We start from the raw sequence: 23,631 nt of genomic DNA, 5'->3' as shown, positions 1-23,631 counted from the left end.
CCACTATTAGATAGAGGAGTCAGCATGCCCATCCAGGTGTTACCGCCCCAGCTTGCCAACCAGATTGCCGCCGGTGAAGTGGTCGAACGGCCCGCGTCAGTGGTAAAGGAACTGGTGGAAAACAGTCTGGATGCCGGTGCAACGCGCATTGATATTGATATCGAACGCGGCGGTGCCAAGCTGATTCGCATCCGCGATAACGGCTGCGGCATCGGTAAAGACGATCTGGCATTGGCATTGGCGCGTCATGCCACCAGTAAAATCAGCACGCTCGACGATTTGGAAGCCATCGTCAGTCTCGGTTTTCGCGGCGAGGCGTTGGCCAGCATCAGCTCGGTTTCCCGTTTGACGCTCACTTCGCGCACGGCGGAACAGAATGAAGCCTGGCAGGCCTATGCCGAAGGCCGCGATCAGGCGGTGACGGTCAAACCAGCGGCACATCCGATAGGCAGCACGCTGGAAGTGCTGGATCTGTTCTACAACACCCCGGCGCGGCGCAAATTCATGCGCACCGAGAAAACCGAATTCGGCCATATCGATGAAGTGGTGCGGCGCATTGCGCTGGCGCGTTTCGATGTGGCGATCAACCTCAGCCACAACGGCAAACTGATCCGCCAATATCGCGCAGCCAAAGACGAGAGCCACTATGAGCGCCGCCTGGGCAGCATTTGTGGCCCGGCTTTTTTGCAGCATGCGTTGAACATTTCCTGGCAGCATGGCGACCTGACCATTCGCGGCTGGGTGGCTGATCCCGCCGGTGCACGCCAATTGGGCGAGATGCAGTATTGCTACGTCAATAGCCGTATGATGCGCGATCGTCTGATCAATCATGCCATCCGCCAGGCCTATCAGGATCAGTTGAAAGACGATCAGCAGCCCGCGTACGTACTTTATCTCGAGGTCGATCCGCACCAGGTAGACGTGAATGTGCACCCGGCCAAGCACGAAGTACGTTTTCATCAGGCGCGATTGGTACATGACTTTATTTATCAGGCGGTAACTACCGTGCTGCAGCAGGTCGGCAACGCGCCGCTGCCGCTGGACGATGAGCCGGAACAACCGTCGGCGCCAACCTGGCAGCCGGAAAACCGCGTCGCCGCCGGCGGCAACCATTTCTCGCAGCCGGCGCCGCGCCGTGAACCTCAGCCGAGTGAACCGGGCGTCGCGCGCGAGCGTGCACCTCAACCGGCCTATCAGGCAGGCAACGGCTACCAAAAGCGCGAAGGCGAGCTTTACGGCAATCTGATGCAGGCTGCTCCGGTGGTGGAGCCAGCGCCAGAAACGCCGAAACAACCGCTGTTCCCACCGGTAAAGGCTGAGCGAGAAGTGCCGCTGGACGGCAGCCAGCACAGTTTTGGTCGGGTGCTGATGATCCATCCGCCGTGCTTTGCCCTGATTGAGCGTCGCCAGCAATTGATGTTGCTCAACCTGCCGGTGGCCGAGCGCTGGTTGCGCCAGGCGCAGCTTAATCCGGCTGAAGAAGGCCTGCGGCCGCAGCCGCTGCTGATCCCCATCAAACTGACGCTGAATAAGCAAGAAGCGGCCGCCTGTGTGCGCCATCAGCCGTTACTGGTCAAAATGGGATTGGATTTGCAGACGGATCATGGGCGTGTGACGTTGCGCGCAGTACCTTTACCATTACGCCAACAAAATTTACAAAAACTGATACCCGAACTGTTAGGCTATCTGGCCGAGCATCAGGAGATGTCGCCCCCGGTGTTAGCCACCTGGTTCGCCCGCCACTTGGGCAGCGAACATGAGCAGTGGAACACCTCGCAAGCGATACAATTGCTGACCGACGTTGAACGACTTTGCCCGCAGCTGGTCAAATCACCACCGAGCGGACTTTTACAACCTGTTGATTTACAGGCTGCACTGGCAGCCCTTAAGCATGATTGAAACTGAAATGACACCACGTCCCCCTGCTATTTTTATGATGGGGCCGACCGCCTCGGGCAAGACCGCGTTGGCGATCGCGCTGCGTGAACGCCTGCCTGTGGAACTGATCAGCGTGGATTCCGCGCTGATTTATCGCGGCATGGATATCGGCACGGCTAAACCGAGCGCTGAGGAATTGGCGCAGGCACCGCACCGGCTGATTGATATTCGCGATCCCGCCGAAGTTTACTCAGCAGCGGATTTTCGCGCCGATGCACTGAAAGAGATGGCCGCCATTACCGCCGCCGGGCGTATCCCGCTGCTCGTCGGGGGCACCATGCTTTACTTCAAGGCGCTGCTGGAAGGTTTATCGCCGCTGCCGCCTGCCGATCCGGCGGTGCGTGAGCGTATCGAACAGCAGGCTGCGGAGCAGGGTTGGGACGTTTTACACCGTCAGTTGCAAGAGATTGACCCGGTTGCGGCATTGAGAATTCATCCTAATGATCCGCAGAGACTGTCCAGAGCACTGGAAGTTTTTTTTATTTCGGGTAAAACTTTAACGGAACTGACTAAAATTTCGGGTGAATCGTTGCCGTATCATGTTCACCAATTTGCGATAGCGCCGACCAGCCGTGAGTTGATCCATCAACGCATCGCGCTGCGGTACCATCAAATGTTGGCGGCAGGTTTTGAGACGGAAGCGCGTGCACTTTTTGCACGGGGTGATTTGCATACGGATTTGCCTTCCATTCGCTGTGTCGGTTATCGCCAGATGTGGTCATATTTATCTGGCGAAATTAGTTACGATGAGATGGTTTATCGTGGTATTTGCGCAACACGTCAGTTGGCCAAGCGCCAAATGACCTGGTTACGAGGCTGGAACTCGGTACATTGGCTGGACAGCGAGAAGCCGGGAGAGGCTTTGGACTCGGTAATACAGGTTGTTAGTGCATAGGTCGAGTGATTGTGTACAATTGATGAGTATTCAGCGCGCAAATTTTTTAGGTCGTTTATTTTAGAGCCGACAGGTTCTTAGTTAAAAACAACAAGCAAATAAGGAAAAGATAGAATGGCTAAGGGGCAATCTTTGCAAGATCCGTTCCTGAACGCATTGCGTCGTGAACGTGTTCCGGTTTCTATTTATTTGGTGAATGGTATTAAGCTGCAAGGCCAGATTGAGTCTTTTGACCAGTTTGTCATCCTGTTGAAAAACACGGTGAGCCAGATGGTTTATAAGCACGCTATCTCTACCGTTGTCCCGTCACGCCCGGTTTCGCACCATAGCAATACCCCGAGCGGCGGCACCAGTAACTATCACCATGGTAACAATCCGTCTGCGCCGCAACAGCCGCAGCAGGAAAGCGATGACGCTGAATAAAGCGCGTTGCGAGTCAACCATGAAGGGGAGCATAAGCAGCCGTGGGCTGTTTATGTCCCCCAAACTCACGGGTTCCCGTTTGAGAGGTTGCACGCTTGTTTGACCGTTATGAAGCCGGTGAGCAGGCCGTCCTGGTTCATATCTATTTCTCGCAAGACAAAGACACAGAAGATCTCAGTGAGTTCGAATCCCTGGTGTCCTCTGCGGGTGTCGAAGCTTTGCAAGTGGTGACTGGTAGCCGCAAAGCCCCGCATCCCAAATACTTTGTCGGTGAAGGAAAGGCCGAAGAAATTGCAGACGCGGTAAAAGCCAGTGGCGCATCTGTTGTCCTGTTTGATCACTCCCTTTCTGCAGCGCAGGAGAGAAATCTTGAACGCCTGTGCGAATGCCGAGTGATCGATCGCACCGGGTTGATTCTAGACATCTTTGCCCAGCGCGCCCGTACCCATGAAGGTAAGCTGCAGGTAGAGTTGGCGCAGTTGCGTCATATTGCCACGCGTTTGGTGCGTGGCTGGACCCACCTTGAGCGTCAAAAAGGGGGGATAGGCCTGCGCGGGCCAGGGGAAACCCAATTAGAGACCGACCGTCGTCTGTTGCGCGATCGCATTAGCTTGATTCTACGCCGCCTGGAGCGGGTAGCTAAGCAGCGTGAACAGGGCCGACGTGCGCGTACCCGTGCTGAAGTGCCGACCGTATCGCTGGTAGGGTATACCAACGCCGGAAAATCCACCCTGTTTAACCGAATTACGTCCGCCGATGTCTATGCGGCAGACCAGCTATTTGCCACTTTGGATCCTACCCTGCGGCGCATTGACGTGGCCGATGTGGGCGATACCGTGTTGGCGGATACCGTAGGCTTTATCCGGCACCTGCCGCACGATCTGGTGGCCGCCTTCAAGGCGACGCTGCAAGAAACGCGTCAGGCGTCTTTGCTGTTACATGTAATCGATGCCGCGGATACTCGCGTCGATGAAAACATTGAAGCGGTCAATACCGTGCTGGCAGAGATTGAATCGGATGAGATCCCTACACTTTTAGTGATGAACAAAATAGATATGCTGGATGATTTTGTCCCGCGTATCGACCGCAACGATGAAAACTTACCGATCCGGGTGTGGCTGTCCGCCGCCAGCGGTGAAGGTATCCCGTTGCTGTATCAGGCGTTGACGGAGCGCTTATCGGGGGAAATCGCGCATTATGAGCTGCGCTTACCGCCAGAGGCAGGCCGTCTTCGTAGCCGTTTTTACCAGCTTCAGGCAATTGAAAAAGAGTGGAACGAAGAAGACGGCAGCATTGGCGTGGTGGTACGTATGCCTATCGTCGAATGGCGTCGCCTCTGCAAACAGGAACAGGAACTGATTAACTTTATAGTATGATCATATCCTGTTACATTTGAGCTTCGCGTAAGCCTGAAGTACCCAATCACAGAATATGGAGCTAAAACATGGCGTGGAATCAGCCCGGTAATAACGGACAGGACCGCGACCCGTGGGGGAGCAGCAATAACAATGGCGGCAACTCTGGCGGTAATAACAAAGGCGGTCGTGATCAAGGGCCACCTGATTTGGACGATATCTTCCGCAAACTGAGCAAGAAATTGAGCGGTTTGGGCGGGGGCAAAGGCTCCAACAGCAATAACAACGGCGGCACCGGCACTTCTGGCCCGGGCCTCAGCGGTCGCATCATCGGCATTGCCGCGGTAGCGGTAGTGGTGATTTGGGCTGCCAGCGGCTTCTACACCATCAAGGAAGCCGAACGTGGTGTTGTGACCCGTTTTGGCAAGTTCAGCCACCTGGTTCAGCCAGGTTTGAACTGGAAGCCGACCTTTATCGATGAAGTGCGTCCGGTTAACGTGGAGTCGGTTCGTGAATTGGCGGCGTCTGGCGTGATGCTGACCTCCGACGAGAACGTAGTGCGCGTAGAAATGAACGTGCAGTACCGCGTGACCAACCCGGAAGCCTATCTGTTCAGCGTGACCAATGCCGACGACAGCCTGAGCCAGGCTACCGACAGCGCCCTGCGTGGCGTTATCGGCAAGTACACCATGGACAAGATCCTGACCGAAGGTCGTACTATCGTGCGTAGCGATACCCAACGCGTACTGGAAGAAACTATTCGTCCGTACAACATGGGCATCACGCTGCTGGACGTCAACTTCCAGGCCGCTCGTCCGCCGGAAGAGGTGAAGGCCGCATTTGACGATGCGATTGCCGCACGTGAGAACGAGCAGCAGTACATCCGTGAAGCGGAAGCTTACGCCAACGAAGTTCAGCCACGTGCTAACGGCCAGGCGCAGCGTCTGTTGGAAGATGCCAAAGCGTATAAAGACCGTACAGTCCTGGAAGCTCAGGGTGAGGTTGCTCGCTTTGCCAAGCTGTTGCCGGAATACAAATCGGCACCGCAAATTACCCGTGAGCGTCTGTATATCGAAACCATGGAAAAAGTCCTGAGCCACACCCGTAAGGTGTTGGTGAATGACAAAGGCAACAATCTGATGGTGTTGCCGCTGGATCAAATGCTGCGTGGCCAAACCGGCGCGGCGGCGGACGGCAATAAAGACACCAGCCTGATTCGTCTCAACCCCGCTCCGTCTGCCAACAGCGGCGCCAGCTCCAGCAGCCAGCGCACCAGCAGCGGCTCGGTCATGGACCAGCGCCGGGCAAATGCGCAGCGTGACGACACCACTCGCGTAGGGAGAGAGTAATCAATGCGTAAGTCTTTTGTAGTAATCGTCCTCGCGGTGCTGGTGGCGTTATACGCTTCTTTGTTCGTGGTTCAGGAAGGCCAGCGTGGCATCGTGCTGCGCTTTGGCAAGGTTCTGCGTGACAGCGACAACAAGCCGCTGGTGTATGCGCCAGGCCTGCACTTCAAGATCCCGTTTATTGAATCAGTGAAGACGCTGGATGCGCGTATCCAGACCATGGATAACCAGGCTGACCGCTTTGTGACCAGCGAGAAGAAAGACCTGATTGTCGATTCTTACCTGAAATGGCGTATCAGCGATTTCAGCCGTTACTATCTGGCAACCGGCGGCGGTGATGTTTCACAGGCCGAAGTGCTGCTGAAACGTAAGTTCAGTGACCGTCTGCGTTCCGAGATTGGTCGTCTGGACGTGAAAGACATCGTCACCGACTCGCGCGGTAAGCTGATGTCAGACGTGCGTGATGCATTGAACACCGGTACCGTGGGTGACGATCAAGAAGTCACCACCACCGAAGCCGATGACGCTATCGCCTCTGCCGCGGCGCGTGTTGAGAAGGAAACCACCGGCAACCTGCCGAAGGTTAACCCGAACAGCATGGCGGCGTTGGGTATTGAAGTGATCGACGTGCGTATCAAGCAGATCAACCTGCCGGCGGAAGTGTCTGATGCGATCTACCAGCGTATGCGCGCCGAGCGTGAAGCGGTAGCCCGTCGTCACCGTTCACAGGGTCAGGAAGAAGCCGAGAAGCTGCGTGCGACCGCAGACTACGAAGTGACTCGTACCCTGGCGGAAGCTGAACGTACTGCACGTATCACTCGCGGTGATGGTGATGCCGAAGCGGCCAAACTGTTTGCCAACGCATTCAGCCAGGATCCGGACTTCTACGCCTTTATCCGTAGCCTGCGTGCTTACGAAACCAGCTTCAGCAGCAATAACCAGGACGTGATGGTTCTGAGCCCGGACAGCGATTTCTTCCGCTACATGAAGTCGCCTGACTCCACGCGCAAATAATCACGACAGGTAATTGATCGAGGGCCCGTTTAAACGCGGGCCCTTTCTTTTTGGGAGTTTCTGATGAATTCAACGATCTGGCTGGCGTTAGGGCTGGTTTTGGTGCTGGAAGGCCTGGGGCCGATGCTGTTTCCACAGGCCTGGCGTAAAATGATACTGGCGATGACCCAGTTGCCTGACTCTACCTTACGGCGGTTTGGCGGCGGAATAGTGGTTGCGGGCTGTGTGATCTACTACATGTTGCGTAGTCGCACGGGGGTTTAAAGGTTAGCCTAAAAAATACGCAACTCAACGCTAAAAGTGCTGAAACTCACGAATTACGGTGGTAGAATCCATTTTTAAGCAACCGGTGATTTTTAAAATGGGTAAGAACGTCGTCGTACTGGGCACTCAATGGGGTGACGAAGGTAAGGGCAAGGTCGTAGACCTGCTGACCGAACGGGCTCAATATGTAGTGCGCTATCAAGGTGGTCACAACGCTGGCCATACTCTGGTAATTAACGGTGAAAAAACCGTCCTTCATTTAATTCCTTCAGGCATTCTGCGTGAAAACGTGACCAGCATCATCGGCAACGGTGTAGTTCTGGCGCCAGACGCGTTGATGAAAGAAATGGGTGAACTCGAAGCGCGCGGCATCCCGGTACGCGAACGTCTGTTACTGTCCGAAGCCTGTCCGCTGATCCTGCCTTACCATGTTGCGTTGGATAACGCGCGTGAGAAAGCACGTGGCGCGAAAGCTATCGGTACCACCGGTCGCGGTATCGGCCCGGCTTACGAAGATAAAGTAGCTCGTCGCGGTCTGCGCGTCAGCGACCTGTTCAACAAAGAAACCTTCGCCGTTAAGCTGAAGGAAATTGTTGATTATCATAACTTCCAGTTGGTTAACTACTACAAAGTCGAAGCCGTTGATTACCAGGCGACTCTGGATTACGTGCTGTCTATCGCCGACATCCTGACTGCAATGGTTGTTGACGTTTCTGAACTGTTGGACGGCGCGCGCAAGCGTGGCGACCTGATCATGTTCGAAGGCGCACAGGGCACCCTGCTGGATATCGACCACGGTACCTATCCGTACGTAACCTCTTCCAATACCACTGCTGGCGGCGTTGCTACCGGTTCAGGTATTGGTCCGCGTTACGTGGATTACGTGCTGGGCATCGTGAAAGCCTACTCCACCCGCGTGGGTGCAGGTCCGTTCCCAACCGAACTGTTCGACGAAACTGGCGAATACCTGTGCAAACAGGGTAACGAATTCGGCGCCACTACTGGCCGTCGTCGTCGTACCGGCTGGTTGGATGCCGTAGCGGTTCGCCGCGCAGTGCAGATCAACTCCCTGTCTGGCTTCTGCCTGACCAAGTTGGACGTGCTGGATGGCCTGAAAGAAGTGAAAATCTGCGTGGGCTATCGCATGCCAGATGGCCGCGAAATGACCACCACGCCGCTGGCGGCTGAAGGTTGGGAAGGTATCGAACCAATCTACGAAAGCATGCCTGGCTGGAGCGACACCACTTTTGGCGTGAAAGAACACAGTAAACTGCCACAGGCAGCGCTGGACTACATCAAGCGCATTGAAGAACTGACTGGCGTACCGGTAGACATTATCTCTACTGGCCCGGACCGTAGCGAAACCATGATCCTGCGCGACCCGTTCGACGCATAATCTGACTTTGCTGCAATAAAACAAACCGGGCGTGTCCCGGTTTGTTTTTATCCTGATTTTCCCCGATTGCGGTTTCACGTCCAAAAATCCTTTCTTTAACCTGTCCCCGAGCTCGACATGCGCTAAATAATTAGCGGCGAACTCTCTGGCTGGTTTATTATCCAATAAGTAATCTTTTGAATAGTGCCGAAAATCGGCGTATCAGACGGGTAAAATGATACCCAGAGGTAGATGTGCAGTTAACAAGTTTTACTGATTATGGCCTGCGGGCGTTGATCTACATGGCCTCGCTGCCACCGGACAAAATGACCAGCATCTCGGAAGTCACCGAGGTCTACGGCGTGTCCCGAAACCATATGGTAAAGATCATCAATCAGTTAAGCCGGGTTGGGTTTGTCACCGCAGTGCGCGGTAAGAACGGCGGCATCCGTTTAGGCAAACCGGCCGAAACCATTCGCCTCGGCGACGTGGTCAGGGCGCTGGAGCCGCTCTCACTGGTTAATTGCAGCAGTACGTTTTGCCACATAACCCCTGCCTGCCGCCTGAAGCAGGTGCTCCAACAGGGCGTACAGAATTTCCTTGAAGAGCTGGATAACCACACGTTGGCCGATATGGTCGAAGACAATCCATCGCTCTACAAGCTATTGCTTGTCGAATAAAGCGTCGCTGAGAAGACAAGGCTCAGCGGCACCCTGCTGATGACAACGGAGGAACCGCAATGTCACAAGATCCATTCCTGGAACGAGAAGCAGAAAAATATGAATCCCCCATTCCGAGCCGTGAATTTATTTTGGCCCATTTGGCGAAAAGAGAAACGCCGGCCAGCCGCGAAGAGCTGGCCAAAGAGCTGAATTTAACCGGCGAAGAACCCCTGGAAGCGTTGCGCCGTCGCCTGCGGGCGATGGAACGTGATGGCCAATTAATCTTTACCCGCCGCCAGTGCTACGCGCTGCCGGAACGCCTGGATCTGCTGCGCGGCACCGTGATCGGCCACCGCGATGGCTTTGGCTTCCTGCGTATCGAAGGCAGTAAAGACGACCTGTATCTGTCAGCTGAACAGATGAAGATGGCGATCCACGGCGACGTGGTGTTGGCACAGGCCATGGCTGCCGATCGCAAGGGCCGCCGCGAAGCGCGTATCGTCCGTGTGCTGGTGCCGAAAACCAGTCAAATCGTCGGCCGCTTCTTCATGGACGCCGGTACCGGCTTCGTGGTGCCGGATGACAGCCGCCTGAGCTTCGATATCCTGATCCCGGCCGACGCCGTCAGCGGTGCGCGCATGGGCTTTATGGTGGTGGTTGAACTGACCCAGCGCCCAACCCGCCGTACCAAAGCGGTTGGCAAGATTGTCGAGATCCTCGGCGATAAAATGGGGACCAGCATGGCGGTAGATATCGCGCTGCGCACCCATGAAATCCCGCATGTTTGGCCGCCGCAGGTGGAAAAACAGGTAGCCGACCTCAGTGAACAGGTACCGGAATCCGCCAAAAAAGGCCGCGTTGATCTGCGTAAACTGCCTTTGGTAACGATTGATGGCGAAGATGCCCGCGATTTCGATGACGCAGTCTACTGCGAGAAAAAACGCGGCGGCGGTTGGCGCCTGTGGGTTGCCATTGCCGACGTCAGCTATTACGTGCGTCCGCGCACGGCACTGGATGACGAAGCCCGTAACCGCGGGACTTCAGTGTACTTCCCATCGCAGGTTATTCCGATGCTGCCGGAAGTGCTGTCTAACGGCCTGTGTTCGCTTAACCCGCAGGTAGACCGTCTGTGCATGGTGTGTGAGATGACCATCTCCGCCCAGGGGCGCCTGTCGACGGCCAAATTCTATGAAGCGGTCATGAGCTCTCACGCCCGCTTAACGTATAACAAGGTCTGGCATATTCTGCAGGGCGATCAGGAGCTGCGTGAGCATTATCACCCGCTGGTCAAACACCTGGAAGAATTGCATGCGATGTACAAGGTGCTAGATCAGGCGCGTGCTGAACGTGGCGGTATCGCTTTCGAAACCGAAGAAGCCAAGTTTATCTTTAACGCCGAACGCCGTATTGAGCGCGTCGAACCTACGGTGCGTAACGACGCTCACAAACTGATCGAAGAGTGCATGATTATGGCGAACGTCGCCGCTGCACGCTTTGTCGAGAAAAATAACGAACCGGCGCTGTTCCGCGTGCACGATCGCCCAAGTGACGATCACATCAGTGCACTGCGCAGCGTGTTGGGCGAGTTGGGCCTGACGCTGGGCGGTGGCAACAAGCCGCAGCCGAAGGACTACGCCACACTGATGGATGAAGTGTCCGAACGTCCTGACCATGAAATGCTGCAAACCATGCTGCTGCGTTCGATGAAGCAGGCGGTTTACGATCCGGAAAACCGCGGCCACTTTGGTCTGGCGCTGGCTTCTTATGGCCACTTCACCTCACCGATCCGCCGTTATCCGGATCTGGCGATGCACCGTGCGATCAAGTACCAACTGGCCAAAGAGCACGGCGAACCGAAAGAGCGCTGGACGCCGACCGGTGGTTGGCACAGCGAATTCGAAGAAATGCTGCAGTTGGGCGAGCACTGTTCAATGGCTGAACGCCGCGCCGATGAAGCGACGCGCAACGTTGCCGACTGGCTGAAATGCGACTTTATGCAGGATCACGTCGGTGAAGTGTTCAGCGGCATTATTGCCAGCGTGACCGGCTTCGGTTTCTTCGTGCGTCTCAACGATCTGTTTATCGACGGCCTGGTGCACGTATCGTCGCTGGATAATGATTATTATCGCTACGATAATATCGGCCAGCGTCTGATTGGCGAATCCTCAGGCGTGGTTTATCGCCTGGGCGACACGGTAGAGATCCGTGTGGAAGCGGTGCATATGGATGAGCGTAAAATTGACTTCGCTCTGGTCTCCAGCACCCGCAAACCACGCGGTGAAGGCAAAACTGAACGCGATCGCGCCAAGAAAGGCGGTCAGCGCACCTTGCGTGATGGCGCAGGCGCAGGCCGCACCTCGTCACCGCGCAAACGCCGGGGCGGCAAACCGCCAGCCAATTTTGAGCCTGACAGCGCCTTCCGTAAGGATGAGGCCAAGCCCGCTGACAAGGTGAAGAAAGACAAAAAGGCGAAAGCCAAGAAAGTGTCCGACAAAACCCGGAAAATAGCGGCGGCGACCAAGGCCAAACGCGCCGGCAAGAAGAAAGGTGCTGAGCAGGCTTAACCTGCCACACGTCATTATCACCGGCAGGCGTTTGCCTGCCGCACAGTAAAAAGAGCATCATGAGCGAAATTATTTACGGTATTCATGCCGTCAAAGCCCTGTTAGACAACGATCCGCAACGCTTCCTGGAAGTGTTTATCCTCAAAGGCCGCGACGATCGTCGGCTACAGCCGTTGATTGCCGAGCTGGAAGCGACCGGCATTGTTATCCAGGTGGCGAACCGCCAGTGGCTGGATGAGAAGGTCGAGGGTGCGGTGCATCAGGGGATCATTGCCCGGGTGCGCGAAGGACGCCAGTATCAGGAAAATGACCTGCCGGCGCTGCTGGAAAGCGTGGATACCCCGTTCCTGCTGGTGCTGGACGGCGTGACCGACCCGCATAACCTCGGTGCCTGCTTGCGCAGCGCCGACGCGGCCGGTGTGCACGCGGTGATTGTCCCGCGCGATCGTTCTGCCCAGCTGAACGCTACGGCCAAGAAAGTGGCCTGTGGCGCGGCGGAGAATGTGCCGTTGATTCGCGTCACCAACCTGGCGCGCACCCTGCGATTGCTGCAGGAGATGAACGTCTGGATCGTGGGCACTGCGGGCGAAGCCGACCACACGCTGTTCCAGAGCAAAATGACCGGCCCGATGGCGCTGGTGATGGGGGCGGAAGGCGAAGGTATGCGTCGTCTGACTCGCGAGCACTGCGACGAGCTGATCAGCATTCCGATGGCCGGTACGGTTTCTTCACTGAACGTTTCGGTGGCGACCGGTATCTGCCTGTTTGAAGCGGTGCGTCAACGCAGTTGATTTATCCGTAAGGGCGCAGCTTTTGCGCCCTTAATTCCTTTCTCGATGCCTACCCTGCGATCTCGCCAGCGGCAGAATTCCCCCTGACGACCATAATTACTCCTGACGCTTTTATCAGGGAGCAAGCCAATGGTCTGGAATACACACACCATTTTTAATCAGCCGAAGCCGCTGGGCAACAGTAATCTGTTCCTGTCCGATACGCCATTGCATGAAGCCATTCAGCGTGAGCAGGCCGGTTGGGATGCGGACGTGCTGGCCTCGCTGGGCCAACAGTTGGGCACTCAGGAGTCGCTGGAGTTGGGGCGGCTGGCCAATGCCAATCCCCCGGAACTGCTGCGCTATGACGCCACCGGCCAGCGATTGGACGACGTCCGTTTTCATCCCGCCTGGCATATCCTGATGCAAGGGCTGATAGCCAACCGGGTGCATAACCTGCCGTGGCAGGAGGACGCCCGAATCGGCTCTTTTGTGGCGCGGGCGGCGCGTTTTGTATTACATGCGCAGGTCGAGGCCGGCACTTTGTGCCCGGTGACCATGACCTTTGGCGCAATTCCTTTGCTGCAGCGCTCGTTGCCTGCGGAGTTCCAATCCTGGCTAACGCCGCTACTGTCCGATCGTTACGACGCGCATTCATTGCCCGGCGGGCAAAAGCGCGGTTTGCTGATCGGCATGGGAATGACCGAAAAGCAGGGCGGTTCCGATGTGCTGAGTAATACCACCACCGCCAGCCCGCTGGGTGCACGCGGCCCAGGAGAAGCCTACCGTTTGGTCGGCCACAAGTGGTTTTTCTCGGTACCGCAGAGCGATGCGCACCTGGTGCTGGCGCAGACCGAAGGCGGGCTGTCCTGTTTCTTCCTGCCGCGAATTTTGCCTGACAGCACACGCAATGCCATAAGGTTGGAACGGCTGAAGGATAAGTTGGGCAACAGGTCGAACGCCAGCAGCGAAGTAGAATTCCAGGATGCCAGCGCCTGGCTGGTGGGCGAGGAAGGGGATGGCGTACGACATATCCTGAAAATGGGGGGGCTGACGCGTTTTGACTGCGCACTGGGTAGCCACGGGCTGATGCGGCGCGGACTGTCGGTGGCGTTGTACCATGCTCTGCAGCGGCAGGCGTTTGGTAAGACGCTGATTGAACAACCGATGATGCGGCAGGTGCTGGCGCGAATGGCCCTGCGCCTGGAGGGGCAGACGGCAGCCCTGATGCGTCTGGCGCGTGCTTATGACAGCGCAGGTAGCACGCCCCTGGAGCAGGCGTTATGCCGAGTGATGACGCCTGCGGCGAAGTTTGAAGTCTGCCGGCAAGGCATTCCTTTTATTGGTGAAGCCATGGAGGCGCTGGGCGGTATCGGCTATTGCGAAGAGAGCGAACTGCCGAGGTTGTACCGTGAAATGCCGGTAAACAGCATCTGGGAAGGCTCCGGCAATATTATGTGTCTGGATGTCATGCGCGCCTGGGGCAAGCTGCCGGCGGTGCAGGAGGCGCTGGAGCAGGAACTCGGTGAAGTGAGAGGGCAGAACCGCCATTATGATCACCAATGGCGACGGTTGCTTCAACTGATGCGCAAACCTCAGGAAGAGCAAGGGCGTGCGGTTACCGGCGCCTTGTTTAATCTGTTCGCGGCGGCGCAGCTTCTGCGTTACAGTTCACCACCGCTGGCGGAAGCCTGGTGTCAAATGATGCTTGATGCCCGTGGTGAGCGGACATTGCCGGAAAGGCTGTGCGAAACGCTGTTTACCCGCGCGATGGGCGGCTAGGTAAAACGGTGGCGCCGCAGCCGGAAAAGCTTTTTAATTCAGCTCTTGGCCCGTAAGGGATACTGACCTCTGACCAGGAAACATGACATGGATATTCTCAGCGCGTTGGCGGCATTCGCCTCTTATTTCTTCAGTGGCTTTGCCATGGTTCTGGTGTTTTTGTTCGTTTATACCCGCATTACGCCGCATGACGAATGGGCGTTGATCAAAGCCGACAATCAGGCCGCCGCTTTTGGATTTGTCGGTGCCTGTCTCGGGTATGTCATTCCGCTGGCGAGTGCAGCGATCAACTCCGTCAGCCTGTTGGACTACCTGTTATGGGGCGTGGTGGCGCTGGTGGTACAGCTGCTGCTGTTTGCGGCGGTGAAAATCTATATGCCGCGCATCAGCGACAAGATTGAGTCCAATCACGTGGCGGCCGGGATTTTCCTCGGCGGTGTGTCGATCAGTGGCGGTGTGCTGAATGCGGCCTGCATGACCTACTAAAGGTAAAGTATTGCGGAGGCGCGCCAGCCTGGCTGATGCGCCTGTTCTTCCATTCGCAGGATGCGGTAATAGCTTGCCCCATGCTCATCCGCCTTTTGGGCGATCAATTGTTCTACGTCCTGAGGGGAGCCGGAGAGGTTGTTCAGGGTGATTTCCGCAATTTCGCTGAGTGGTGTAACGCGGTCTGCGGGGGCCAGTTCAGCGGACTGGGCGCTGGCGCTGAGTAACCCCATAGAAAGCAGGAGGGCGGTGAGTGCGGCGGAGCGTGTCATGGCGTTCCCCTTCGTCGGATCCTGGATTCACGGCCGCGGGCTGCGGCGCGCTGTTTGCCAGTGTGCTCTATCCAACTTCAGTCTGTGCAAAGCCAATGTAAATCTTATTAAAACTCCAGCAGTTACCGATACAGGATCGCCTGCGAATACCACTGGCCGGGAACCACGGTTTCGCTGTTCATGATGATCATATAATAGCGCGCGCCGCTGGCATTGGCTTTCTGCTGAATTTCCGCTTCCACATCCATCGGGCTGCCGCGAACCAGGGCGCTGGTGGTGCCTATTTTTTCCAGGCTACCGGTTTGTGCCCGGGTGATCTCCTGCGCCTGTCCGGTCGGCGGTGGGGGCGCTTTTGGCGTCGTGGTCATCATGCCACAGGCGCTAAGCAGCGTGACCAGCGTCAAGGAGAGCAGCAGGCGGGACATTTTCATAGATACCTCAAGAAAGCGGATAGCGTGATTTGAGTGTAACCCATTATAAATTGGAACAGATTGAGCTAATGCTTTTTAGTGCAAGTTTGCCATTATGAAGGCAATGGCGATGCAGAGGGAAAATGAATGATTGAAATTTATGACGAGCGAGCAGGAGATATTGCGGTCATCCATGCCGTGCCGCAGGGGCAGTATCATCAGCCGTTGCCGACGGTATTTTTCTACCATGGTTATACCTCGTCGAAAGAAGTCTACGCCTACTTTGCCTACGCGTTAGCCAGGGTGGGATTTCGCGTGGTGCTGCCGGATGCCGATTTGCACGGCGAGCGTTTTGACGGCGATGAACAAAAGCGGTTGTCCCGCTTTTGGGAGATCCTGCGCAGCAATATCGATGAGTTACCGGCGTTGAAGGCGGACTTTGAACGGCGCGGGCTGATTGCCGAAGGGCGCATCGGCGTCGCGGGCGCGTCCATGGGGGGGATGACGACGTTGGGAGGCTTTGTTCGTTATCCGTGGGTGAAAGCTGCGGCGAGCCTGATGGGGGCCGGTTATTACAGTTCCCTGGCGCAGACGCTGTTCCCACCGCTGGATGAGCAGGGTAAACCCTTAACGGCGAGCGGTTTTGATGCGCGCATTGCCGCGCTTGCGGATTATGGCCTGGAACGCCAGTTGGAAAAGATTGCCGATCGTCCGCTGCTGTTATGGCACGGCGAAGCGGACGATGTGGTCCCGGCGGCTGAAAGTCGACGCCTGGCAACCGAGCTTCGCCAGAGTGGTTGGGACCGGCAACTGACATTTTTGACTGAACCGGACGTTAAGCACCGCATCACACCGTTAGCGCTTGACGCAACGGCCGAGTTCTTCGCGAAAACCTTATAAAAAAAGCCCCCTGCGGGCAGGGGGCTGACGACATTTTCACATTTTAATTTGCCGCTTTTGGGCGCGGCTTGCTTCCCTGGCACTGCATGCAGGCTTAACGATACAGTTCCGCGCTGACGTGAATGGTGCTGTTGTTTTCCGGTTCGTGCAGCGCAATGATCCGGTAAGCGGTCGCGCCGCGCTGATCGGCTATTTTGCTCACCTGGCTGCTGGCGTCATCCGGCGATACCACATTCTGGTTCAACGTGACGAATCCCACGCTCTGGCGTTGGTCAGCCTGATGCGAAGTGATTTCGGTAGCGGCCATGACGTTGGCGGAAAACAGTAAAGCAATGGCGGTGGCGATGGTAATGCGTTTCATAAGTGCCTCTCTTAACTGTTTGCTTCAACGGCCTGACAGCAGGTGCCAGTGCAGCAAAAAGTTATTTGTCTGTATTGAATAACCTCAAATCTTTTTCGTCGCGCTGTCTGCGGCGTATAACAACAATTTTAGACCTTCCGGCAGGATTAAAAAGGGGGGCTTTTTGATGTCATTATTCAAAAAAAATGAATGAATTTTGCGAATCAGTGATGATTTCATTGAAAGATTTTTTGAACTGATGGATCTGTGTACATAGGTTGTACAGATAGCAAATCGTGCTATTTACGCATCGGGCCCGCATTACCGATAATAAATACCCTTCTGTCCTTGAGTTTCCCAGCCTGCGCAAGTATGATTACGCGTCATTTTTTCAGCCGCACACACATACACGTTCCTTGCTTCCATGGGCCGCGGTTGACCCTGACAGGAGGCTGAATAATCCGTAAGGAGCAATTCGATGCGTCATTACGAAATCGTTTTTATGGTCCATCCTGACCAAAGCGAACAGGTTCCGGGCATGATCGAGCGTTACAGTGCTACCATCACTAACGCTGCTGGTCAGATTCACCGTCTGGAAGACTGGGGCCGCCGTCAACTGGCTTACCCGATCAACAAACTGCACAAAGCTCACTACGTTCTGCTGAACGTTGAAGCTCCGCAGGAAGCGATCGATGAGCTGGAAACTAACTTCCGCTTCAACGACGCCGTTATCCGTAGCATGGTTATGCGCGTTAAGCACGCGGTAACTGAAGCATCTCCGATGGTTAAAGCGAAAGACGAACGTCGTGGCGATCGCCGCGAAGACTTCGCTAACGAAACCGCAGATGATGCAGATGCTGGGGATTCTGAAGAGTAATTGCCGCCGTGACATCTAATCGTCTGGTTTTGTCGGGCACTGTGTGCAAGGCGCCGGTTCGAAAAGTGAGTCCTTCCGGGATCCCCCACTGCCAATTTGTGCTAGAGCACCGTTCGCAGCAAATGGAAGCCGGATTTAGCAGGCAAGCATGGTGCCGAATGCCCGTGGTTGTCAGCGGACAACAGTCACAAGCACTAACTCAAAGATTAACGGTCGGCAGTCAGATAACCGTGCAAGGCTTCGTAAGCTGCCATCAAGGGCGCAACGGGCTGAACAAACTGGTTCTGCATGCCGAGCAGATTGAATTGATAGATTCTGGAGACTAGCCTAATGGCACGTTATTTCCGTCGTCGCAAGTTCTGCCGTTTCACCGCGGAAGGCGTTCAAGAGATTGACTATAAAGACATCGCTACGCTGAAAAACTACATCACTGAAAGTGGTAAAATTGTCCCGAGCCGTATTACCGGTACTCGTGCAAAATATCAGCGCCAGCTGGCCCGTGCTATCAAGCGCGCGCGCTACCTGTCTTTGTTGCCGTACACTGATCGTCATCAGTAATCGGCCACTGTCCATTAACGACTTTGAGAGGATAAGGTAATGCAAGTTATTCTGCTTGATAAAGTAGCAAACCTGGGCAGCCTGGGTGATCAAGTTAACGTTAAAGCGGGCTACGCCCGTAACTTCCTGGTACCACAGGGCAAAGCTGTTCCTGCTACCAAGAAAAACGTAGAGTTCTTCGAAGCACGCCGTGCTGAACTGGAAGCCAAACTGGCTGACGTTCTGGCTGCTGCTGAAGCTCGCGCAACCAAGATCAACGAACTGGGTTCAGTCACCATCGCGTCTAAATCAGGCGACGAAGGTAAACTGTTCGGCTCTATCGGCACCCGCGACATCGCTGACGCAGTTACTGCGGCAGGCGTTGAAGTTGCCAAGAGCGAAGTTCGTCTGCCGAACGGCGTTCTGCGTACCACTGGTGAACACGAAGTTCACTTCCAGGTACACAGCGACGTGTTCGCACAGCTGAATGTAGTTGTGGTTGCAGAAGCTTAATCGCTCCTGCCAGCCAAGTTAAAACGCCAGCCTCGTGCTGGCGTTTTGCTTTTCTGCGTCCGGTAAAACGCGCTACCCTGCTATCACAGCTTGAATGAGGAGCAGCGGAAATGGCGGAGATTATCTTGCAGCGCGTTTACGATTTTACCGGCCCTGCACCGGAGCACTGTTATCTGATCGATCGTTTGTGGCCGCGAGGCATCAGCAAGGAACGATTGCAGGGCGTGCAGTGGCTAAAGCAGGTTGCGCCGGATAACGCGCTGCGGCAGTGGTTTCATCAACATCTTGACCGGTGGGACGAGTTCGAAAGCCACTACCGCTTGCAACTGGCTCAAAACGACGCCTGGCAGCCATTGGTGGCTTTACTAAGACAGGGGCAACCCTTGACCTTACTTTATGGCAGTAAAGACACACAGCACAACCATGGCATCGTGCTGCGCGACTTTCTGTTAAGGCAGTTAGCGGATTAACGCTCGCGACGATAGCCGCCGTCGGCCTGGCGGCGGAATAACACCTGACTGTTGTCAGCGGTGGTGACAGATAGCGCGGTGATCACGCCGTTGGTATCACGTTCGATACGCACTTCCTGGCCAGCCTTCATGTTGCTGAGCGGCTTATCGTTCCCTTCCACCTGCGCCATGGCGAAAACTTCGTTCACCGGCAGGTTGTTGTCACGGAAAAGCTGCGCCAGCGTCTGGCCCGGTTGGATCTGGTAGCGTTGCCAGTTGCCCGCCGGTTCCGGCTCTACAGCGTGCTGCTGCTGAGTGTCGTTTTGCAATTCGGCCTGCAAGGGAACGCCGTTTTCCTGCTGGGTGACAGGGAATGGCTGTTTTTCCGATGAATACGGCCACAGCAGTGCCAGCAGCAGGATGATGCCGAAAATCAGGGTCCAGCGACGATGAAAATAAGGCAGTGGCTCCATCCAACCGAAGCCGTCCGGCAGGTGCCAGATCTTCAGCAGTAACGCTTTGATGTTTTGCCCCTTACCGCTTTCCGGTGGTTGTTCTGAATCCGGGTCTTCTACCGACGCTGGCGCGGAGCCGGGCTTCAGGCGCTGACTGAAGTTCAGCCAGGTACGCAACAACGGCTGGTAGATACGGGTGGTCTTCCTTCTCCTGGGCGAGATTCTGCCCATGGTAACCTCTCTTCAACGGCGTAAAAATATCACGGTACAAAAGGGTGTACCGCCGACCCGATACCCTGTTTTCAGTATAGTCCGCTAACTGATTGAAGTGAAAGGCAGCAGCAAACCCATACCTGTTGCGGCAGGCGATTCGCCTGGGCGCGCGGGAGCGGGTGTTAACTGAGGGTTATTGTTTCTTTTTCTACGACAAAAGTCATCATTCTCCACACAAGATTTTACCCGGCATTGCGGCGCTGTTATGCTGCGCTTTCGACTTTTTACAGACTAAAGGAAAACCCCATGACAACCCCTTCTTTTGACAGCGTTGAAGCGCAGGCGAGCTACGGGATTGGTTTACAGGTCGGCCAGCAGCTGCAAGAGTCCGGTCTGGAAGGTTTACAACCGGAAGCTTTGCTGGCAGGTTTGCGTGACGCGCTGGAAGGGAATGCCCCGGCGGTTCCGGTAGACGTGGTGCACCGTGCGCTGCGCGAAATCCACGAACGTGCGGATGCCGTACGTCGTGAGCGTCAACAGGCGATGGCCGTTGAAGGCCAGAAATTCCTGGAAGACAACGCCAAGCGCGACGAAGTTACGCTGACCGAATCCGGTCTGCAGTTTTCCGTGCTGGAGCAGGGCAACGGCCCAATCCCGTCCCGTCAGGATCGCGTGCGTGTGCATTACACTGGCCGTCTGATTAACGGCGACGTGTTCGACAGCTCCGTAGAGCGCGGTCAACCGGCAGAATTCCCGGTTAGCGGCGTGATCCCTGGCTGGATCGAAGCGCTGACCCTGATGCCGGTCGGTTCCAAATGGCAGCTGTATATTCCACACGATCTGGCCTACGGCGAGCGTGGTGCCGGCGCATCCATCCCGCCATTCAGCGCGCTGGTGTTCGACGTCGAACTGCTGGAAATCCTGTAATTCTCTAACAGATTTCTCTGGGCGCCTTAATGGCGCCCTTATTTTATGCGCCGTTCAGCGCGCGGGGGAACAACAGGTTGTTCTCCAGATTGATGTGTTCCATCAGGTCATCAATAAACTCGTCGATACCACCATACAGCGCCTGCCAGGTATTGCAGGCACCTTCCGGTGGCGTCACGTTGTGGGTGAGGAACTTCACCACTTCCAGCTGTTCGCCCGCTTCGTCATGCTCATGTTCCATTACCGAGATCGGCCCAGCCGCCTGCCGGCCCATACCCTGCTTGATCATCGGGAACAGGATCTGTTCCTCTTTCATCATGTGATTTTCCAGATCCAGCCGGATCAGGTTCAGCTGTTTCGCCAGACCGCGTGGACAGGTGGCTTTGTCGGCATGAACCCGTTCGACTTTTTCCGCCATCAGTACCAGCTCGGCCAGCTGTTCACGGTGCCGCTGATGGAAGCGTGGCAGAATATAATCAATCAGTTCACCGAGCGGTGCAGTACGCCAGTCATGGCTTGCTGCCGGTCTGGCGGCGAGGGCGGCCAATTCGCTTTCAAGCTGCTCGAGATCCAGTCCTTTACGCTCGGCCGCGCGTTGCAGCGTTTGTTTTCCGCCACAGCAGAAATCCAAATCGTTCAGGCGGAACAGGCGTGATGCCCGGGGAATAGCGATGGCGAGAGCGCCGAGGGATTGATTACGGTAATCCATGAGAGTGCCTCTTTAAATGAAAAATTTATAACATGCATTTTAAATGCAATTTAAAGGGCGCGCCAGCGAGAAAAAGGAGTAGATGGCCGGGGGGAACGCTGTGCCTCCCGGCCTGCAGCTTATTTGCTACTTAAATCAATCTTATAAACTGCGAACCCGATGTTATCCGTGCCTTCGGATTTCATTGGATACTGGGCATGTGCCTTGATAAACGCTGTCGCTTTCTCGCTTGGCGAGGTTTCGAAGCGAATATCCAGCGGTTGCGGGCTGCTGAAGGTCGCCAGGCGCCAGTTGTTATCCACCTGTGGCCGGACTGCGCCATGCTGCTTGGTTTCAGCGCTGATATAGGCCGCCAACACTGAACGGTTCTCGTCCGGCGAAGCGAAGGCAATATGCTGATCGCCAGTGCCGGCGAACTTGCCACCGTAAGCGCGATAGTTATTGGTCGCCACCAGGAAGGTGGCTTTAGGATCAATTGGCTTGCCTTTGAACGTCAGCTGCTTGATACGTTCCGCCTTGTCGTTAATCAACTGGCATTCGCCGTCGTAACGCGCAGGCTGGCTGACGTCGATCTGGTAATTTACCCCATCAATCACGTCGAAGTTATAGGTGCGGAAGCCATCCCAGTTGATCAGGCGCTGCGGTTGGCTGCTGTTGACGTCGATTTGATTGAACTGCCCGGCGGAGCACTCCAGCCACTCCTTCACCTCTTTGCCACTGGCTTTTACTACCACCAGGGTGTTGGGGTAGAGGTAGAGATCCGAAGCGTTACGGAAGGTGAGCTGGCCTTTTTCCACTTCGACGAAGCTGGCCGGATCGTTTTTGCGGCCGCCGACCTTGAACGGCGCTGCCGCTGACAGCACCGGCAAATCGGCCAGATCCGGGTCGCCCTGAATGTAGTGTTCCACATAGGCTTTCTGCGCGTTATTCACGATTTGTACCGTTGGGTCATCCTGCACCAGCGCCAGGTAGCTGTACATGTTGTCATCAGCTTTGCCGACCGGCTTGCTGACAAAATCGCGCGTGCCCTTATGATCTTCCGCCAGGACTTTCACCAGCTTGGCGTCTTCCGCCGCCAGCGATTTCTTGTTCTCTTTGTCGTAGATGGGCCGTGCTTCCGCTTTGGCGGAAGCTACTTTCCAACTGCCAGAGTCGTTGTTCAACTGCAGATCGACAACGCCGAGGTGGTCGCCCCACTGGCCGGGCATGACCGCAGGTATGCCGTTCAGCGTGCCCTGAGCGATGTCAGCGCCTTTGATATTGGCGAAGTCTTTGCTCGGGAATACCGCGTGAGCATGGCCGAACATGATGGCGTCAATGCCCGGAACCTGGCTGAGGTAGTACACCGAATTCTCTGCCATCGCCTTGTACGGCTCGCTGGACAGGCCGGAGTGCGGGATCGCCACGATCAGATCGGCCCCCTGTTTACGCATTTCCGGCACGTAGCGTTTGGCGGTTTCGGTGATGTCGTTGACCTTAACCTTGCCTTGCAGATTGGCCTTATCCCACACCAGAATTTGCGGTGGCACAAAACCGATATAGCCGATGCGTAAACTATGTTCCTTGCCGTCACGGTCTTTTACCGGCGTATCGACGATAATGTAAGGAGTGAACAGCGGTTTCTGCGTTTTAGCGTCGATCACGTTAGCATTGATATACGGGAACTTGGCACCGCTGATGGCGGTTTTCAGGTAATCGAGGCCGTAGTTGAATTCGTGGTTGCCGATATTGCCGACCACATAATTCAGGGTGTTCATGGCCTTATAGACAGGATGAATATCGCCGGGCTTCAGGCCCTTGGCCGCCATATAGTCACCGAGCGGGCTGCCCTGAATGATGTCGCCGTTATCCACCAGTACGCTATTGGTGGCTTGCTGGCGAGCCTGTTCAATCAGGCTGGCGGTGCGCACCAGACCGAACTTGTCGGTCGGTTTGTCCTTGTAGTAATCGAAGTCCATCATGTTGCTGTGCAGGTCGGTGGTTTCCAGCACGCGCAGATCGACTGTTGCCGCCTGCGCTGAGGCGCAAACCAGCACAGCGAGGACAGACAACGTCAGCGGACGCTTCATCATTTTTAGCTTTCTCCATTCTATTTTTCGAGTTTTATCGCAGAGGGGCATGTAAGTAACATTGGTTGTCTCACCAAACTGTGAAG

The 23,631-nt window shown here is 55.7% G+C and carries 26 protein-coding genes; 20 read left to right on the top strand and 6 right to left on the bottom strand.

Features of this window, described 5'->3' with window-relative positions; translation table 11 throughout:
- Positions 1-24 precede the first annotated feature (24 nt).
- The 13 genes from mutL (at position 25) to ACMGG1_RS22355 (ending at position 14,874) form a co-directional block, all read left to right on the top strand.
- Positions 25-1,899, top strand: a complete 1,875-nt coding sequence (gene mutL, locus ACMGG1_RS22415; protein ID WP_142816081.1) for a DNA mismatch repair endonuclease MutL — start codon at positions 25-27, stop codon at positions 1,897-1,899.
- Positions 1,892-2,833 (top strand): tRNA (adenosine(37)-N6)-dimethylallyltransferase MiaA, encoded by a 942-nt coding sequence (gene miaA / locus ACMGG1_RS22410; protein WP_020824905.1) that lies wholly within the window; start codon positions 1,892-1,894, stop codon positions 2,831-2,833. Before mutL ends, miaA begins: the two co-directional genes overlap by 8 nt.
- Positions 2,834-2,947: 114 nt before the next feature.
- A complete protein-coding gene (hfq, locus tag ACMGG1_RS22405; protein WP_012004894.1) occupies positions 2,948-3,256 on the top strand; it encodes an RNA chaperone Hfq in 309 nt (102 codons plus the stop codon).
- A gap of 95 nt (positions 3,257-3,351) precedes the next feature.
- Complete coding sequence (hflX, locus tag ACMGG1_RS22400; RefSeq protein WP_020824906.1) at positions 3,352-4,632, top strand: ribosome rescue GTPase HflX; 1,281 nt, start codon at positions 3,352-3,354, stop codon at positions 4,630-4,632.
- Positions 4,633-4,700: 68 nt separating this feature from the next.
- On the top strand, positions 4,701-5,960 hold the full coding sequence (gene hflK, locus ACMGG1_RS22395; RefSeq protein WP_115060329.1) for an FtsH protease activity modulator HflK: 1,260 nt from the start codon (positions 4,701-4,703) through the stop codon (positions 5,958-5,960).
- A gap of 3 nt (positions 5,961-5,963) precedes the next feature.
- Positions 5,964-6,971 carry a protease modulator HflC gene (hflC, locus tag ACMGG1_RS22390; protein WP_020824908.1) on the top strand — a complete coding sequence of 336 codons (1,008 nt, stop codon included), beginning with the start codon at positions 5,964-5,966 and terminating at the stop codon, positions 6,969-6,971.
- Between the two features lie 63 nt (positions 6,972-7,034).
- Positions 7,035-7,235, top strand: a complete 201-nt coding sequence (locus ACMGG1_RS22385) for a DUF2065 domain-containing protein (RefSeq protein ID WP_020824909.1) — start codon at positions 7,035-7,037, stop codon at positions 7,233-7,235.
- Positions 7,236-7,332: 97 nt separating this feature from the next.
- Complete coding sequence (locus tag ACMGG1_RS22380; RefSeq protein ID WP_041415174.1) at positions 7,333-8,631, top strand: adenylosuccinate synthase; 1,299 nt, start codon at positions 7,333-7,335, stop codon at positions 8,629-8,631.
- 233 nt (positions 8,632-8,864) lie between these two features.
- Positions 8,865-9,290, top strand: coding sequence for a nitric oxide-sensing transcriptional repressor NsrR (gene nsrR / locus ACMGG1_RS22375; RefSeq protein WP_020824911.1), 426 nt, complete (start codon positions 8,865-8,867; stop codon positions 9,288-9,290).
- A 59-nt stretch (positions 9,291-9,349) separates the two neighbouring features.
- Positions 9,350-11,836 carry a ribonuclease R gene (rnr, locus tag ACMGG1_RS22370; RefSeq protein WP_020824912.1) on the top strand — a complete coding sequence of 829 codons (2,487 nt, stop codon included), beginning with the start codon at positions 9,350-9,352 and terminating at the stop codon, positions 11,834-11,836.
- Positions 11,837-11,895: 59 nt separating this feature from the next.
- On the top strand, positions 11,896-12,627 hold the full coding sequence (gene rlmB / locus ACMGG1_RS22365; RefSeq protein ID WP_020824913.1) for a 23S rRNA (guanosine(2251)-2'-O)-methyltransferase RlmB: 732 nt from the start codon (positions 11,896-11,898) through the stop codon (positions 12,625-12,627).
- A 129-nt stretch (positions 12,628-12,756) separates the two neighbouring features.
- The gene (locus ACMGG1_RS22360; protein ID WP_414161031.1) at positions 12,757-14,388 is read left to right on the top strand and encodes an isovaleryl-CoA dehydrogenase; all 1,632 of its coding nucleotides are present in this window, start codon (positions 12,757-12,759) and stop codon (positions 14,386-14,388) included.
- 87 nt (positions 14,389-14,475) lie between these two features.
- Entirely contained in the window at positions 14,476-14,874 is a 399-nt protein-coding gene (locus ACMGG1_RS22355; RefSeq protein ID WP_020824915.1) for a DUF350 domain-containing protein, read from the top strand.
- Here ACMGG1_RS22355 and ACMGG1_RS22350 read toward each other — a convergent pair.
- Both ACMGG1_RS22350 and bsmA read right to left on the bottom strand, forming a co-directional pair.
- Positions 14,871-15,146 carry a DUF1471 domain-containing protein gene (locus tag ACMGG1_RS22350; RefSeq protein ID WP_020824916.1) on the bottom strand — a complete coding sequence of 92 codons (276 nt, stop codon included), beginning with the start codon at positions 15,144-15,146 and terminating at the stop codon, positions 14,871-14,873. The genes ACMGG1_RS22355 and ACMGG1_RS22350 overlap by 4 nt on opposite strands.
- A gap of 122 nt (positions 15,147-15,268) precedes the next feature.
- Entirely contained in the window at positions 15,269-15,577 is a 309-nt protein-coding gene (bsmA, locus tag ACMGG1_RS22345) for a biofilm peroxide resistance protein BsmA (RefSeq protein ID WP_020824917.1), read from the bottom strand.
- A 126-nt stretch (positions 15,578-15,703) separates the two neighbouring features.
- On the opposite strand from bsmA, the gene yjfP reads away from it, so the two are divergent.
- Entirely contained in the window at positions 15,704-16,456 is a 753-nt protein-coding gene (yjfP, locus tag ACMGG1_RS22340; RefSeq protein ID WP_414161030.1) for an esterase, read from the top strand.
- 94 nt (positions 16,457-16,550) lie between these two features.
- Here yjfP and ACMGG1_RS22335 read toward each other — a convergent pair whose 3' ends face one another.
- Positions 16,551-16,817 (bottom strand): DUF1471 domain-containing protein, encoded by a 267-nt coding sequence (locus ACMGG1_RS22335; RefSeq protein ID WP_020824919.1) that lies wholly within the window; start codon positions 16,815-16,817, stop codon positions 16,551-16,553.
- Between the two features lie 457 nt (positions 16,818-17,274).
- On the opposite strand from ACMGG1_RS22335, the gene rpsF reads away from it, so the two are divergent.
- The 5 genes from rpsF to ACMGG1_RS22310 all read left to right on the top strand — a co-directional run bounded on the left by rpsF (position 17,275) and on the right by ACMGG1_RS22310 (position 19,193).
- Entirely contained in the window at positions 17,275-17,673 is a 399-nt protein-coding gene (gene rpsF, locus ACMGG1_RS22330) for a 30S ribosomal protein S6 (protein ID WP_006317459.1), read from the top strand.
- An 8-nt stretch (positions 17,674-17,681) separates the two neighbouring features.
- Positions 17,682-17,999 carry a primosomal replication protein N gene (gene priB, locus ACMGG1_RS22325; RefSeq protein WP_006317460.1) on the top strand — a complete coding sequence of 106 codons (318 nt, stop codon included), beginning with the start codon at positions 17,682-17,684 and terminating at the stop codon, positions 17,997-17,999.
- A gap of 4 nt (positions 18,000-18,003) precedes the next feature.
- A complete protein-coding gene (gene rpsR, locus ACMGG1_RS22320; RefSeq protein ID WP_000135199.1) occupies positions 18,004-18,231 on the top strand; it encodes a 30S ribosomal protein S18 in 228 nt (75 codons plus the stop codon).
- A gap of 39 nt (positions 18,232-18,270) precedes the next feature.
- Complete coding sequence (rplI, locus tag ACMGG1_RS22315) at positions 18,271-18,723, top strand: 50S ribosomal protein L9 (RefSeq protein ID WP_004933629.1); 453 nt, start codon at positions 18,271-18,273, stop codon at positions 18,721-18,723.
- A 110-nt stretch (positions 18,724-18,833) separates the two neighbouring features.
- Positions 18,834-19,193: a DUF488 domain-containing protein gene (locus ACMGG1_RS22310; RefSeq protein ID WP_128865489.1), complete on the top strand. Its 360-nt coding sequence runs from the start codon at positions 18,834-18,836 to the stop codon at positions 19,191-19,193.
- Here ACMGG1_RS22310 and ACMGG1_RS22305 read toward each other — a convergent pair.
- Positions 19,190-19,858, bottom strand: coding sequence for an OapA family protein (locus ACMGG1_RS22305; RefSeq protein WP_128865490.1), 669 nt, complete (start codon positions 19,856-19,858; stop codon positions 19,190-19,192). The two genes, ACMGG1_RS22310 and ACMGG1_RS22305, sit on opposite strands and share 4 nt — an antisense overlap.
- 288 nt (positions 19,859-20,146) lie before the next feature.
- Between ACMGG1_RS22305 and fklB the strand changes: the two genes are divergently transcribed.
- Positions 20,147-20,767, top strand: coding sequence for an FKBP-type peptidyl-prolyl cis-trans isomerase (gene fklB, locus ACMGG1_RS22300; protein ID WP_020824922.1), 621 nt, complete (start codon positions 20,147-20,149; stop codon positions 20,765-20,767).
- 43 nt (positions 20,768-20,810) lie between these two features.
- Here the strand turns inward: fklB and ytfE are convergent, their stop codons facing one another.
- Entirely contained in the window at positions 20,811-21,476 is a 666-nt protein-coding gene (ytfE, locus tag ACMGG1_RS22295) for an iron-sulfur cluster repair protein YtfE (RefSeq protein ID WP_046374657.1), read from the bottom strand.
- A 119-nt stretch (positions 21,477-21,595) separates the two neighbouring features.
- On the bottom strand, positions 21,596-23,548 hold the full coding sequence (locus ACMGG1_RS22290; RefSeq protein WP_414161029.1) for a bifunctional 2',3'-cyclic-nucleotide 2'-phosphodiesterase/3'-nucleotidase: 1,953 nt from the start codon (positions 23,546-23,548) through the stop codon (positions 21,596-21,598).
- Positions 23,549-23,631: the final 83 nt, after the last annotated feature.

It is taken from the genome of Serratia sp. BNK-12 (genome assembly GCF_047456085.1).
GTDB classification, from domain to species: domain Bacteria; phylum Pseudomonadota; class Gammaproteobacteria; order Enterobacterales; family Enterobacteriaceae; genus Serratia; species Serratia liquefaciens.
This window is presented reverse-complemented; position numbering and strand designations above follow the sequence as displayed.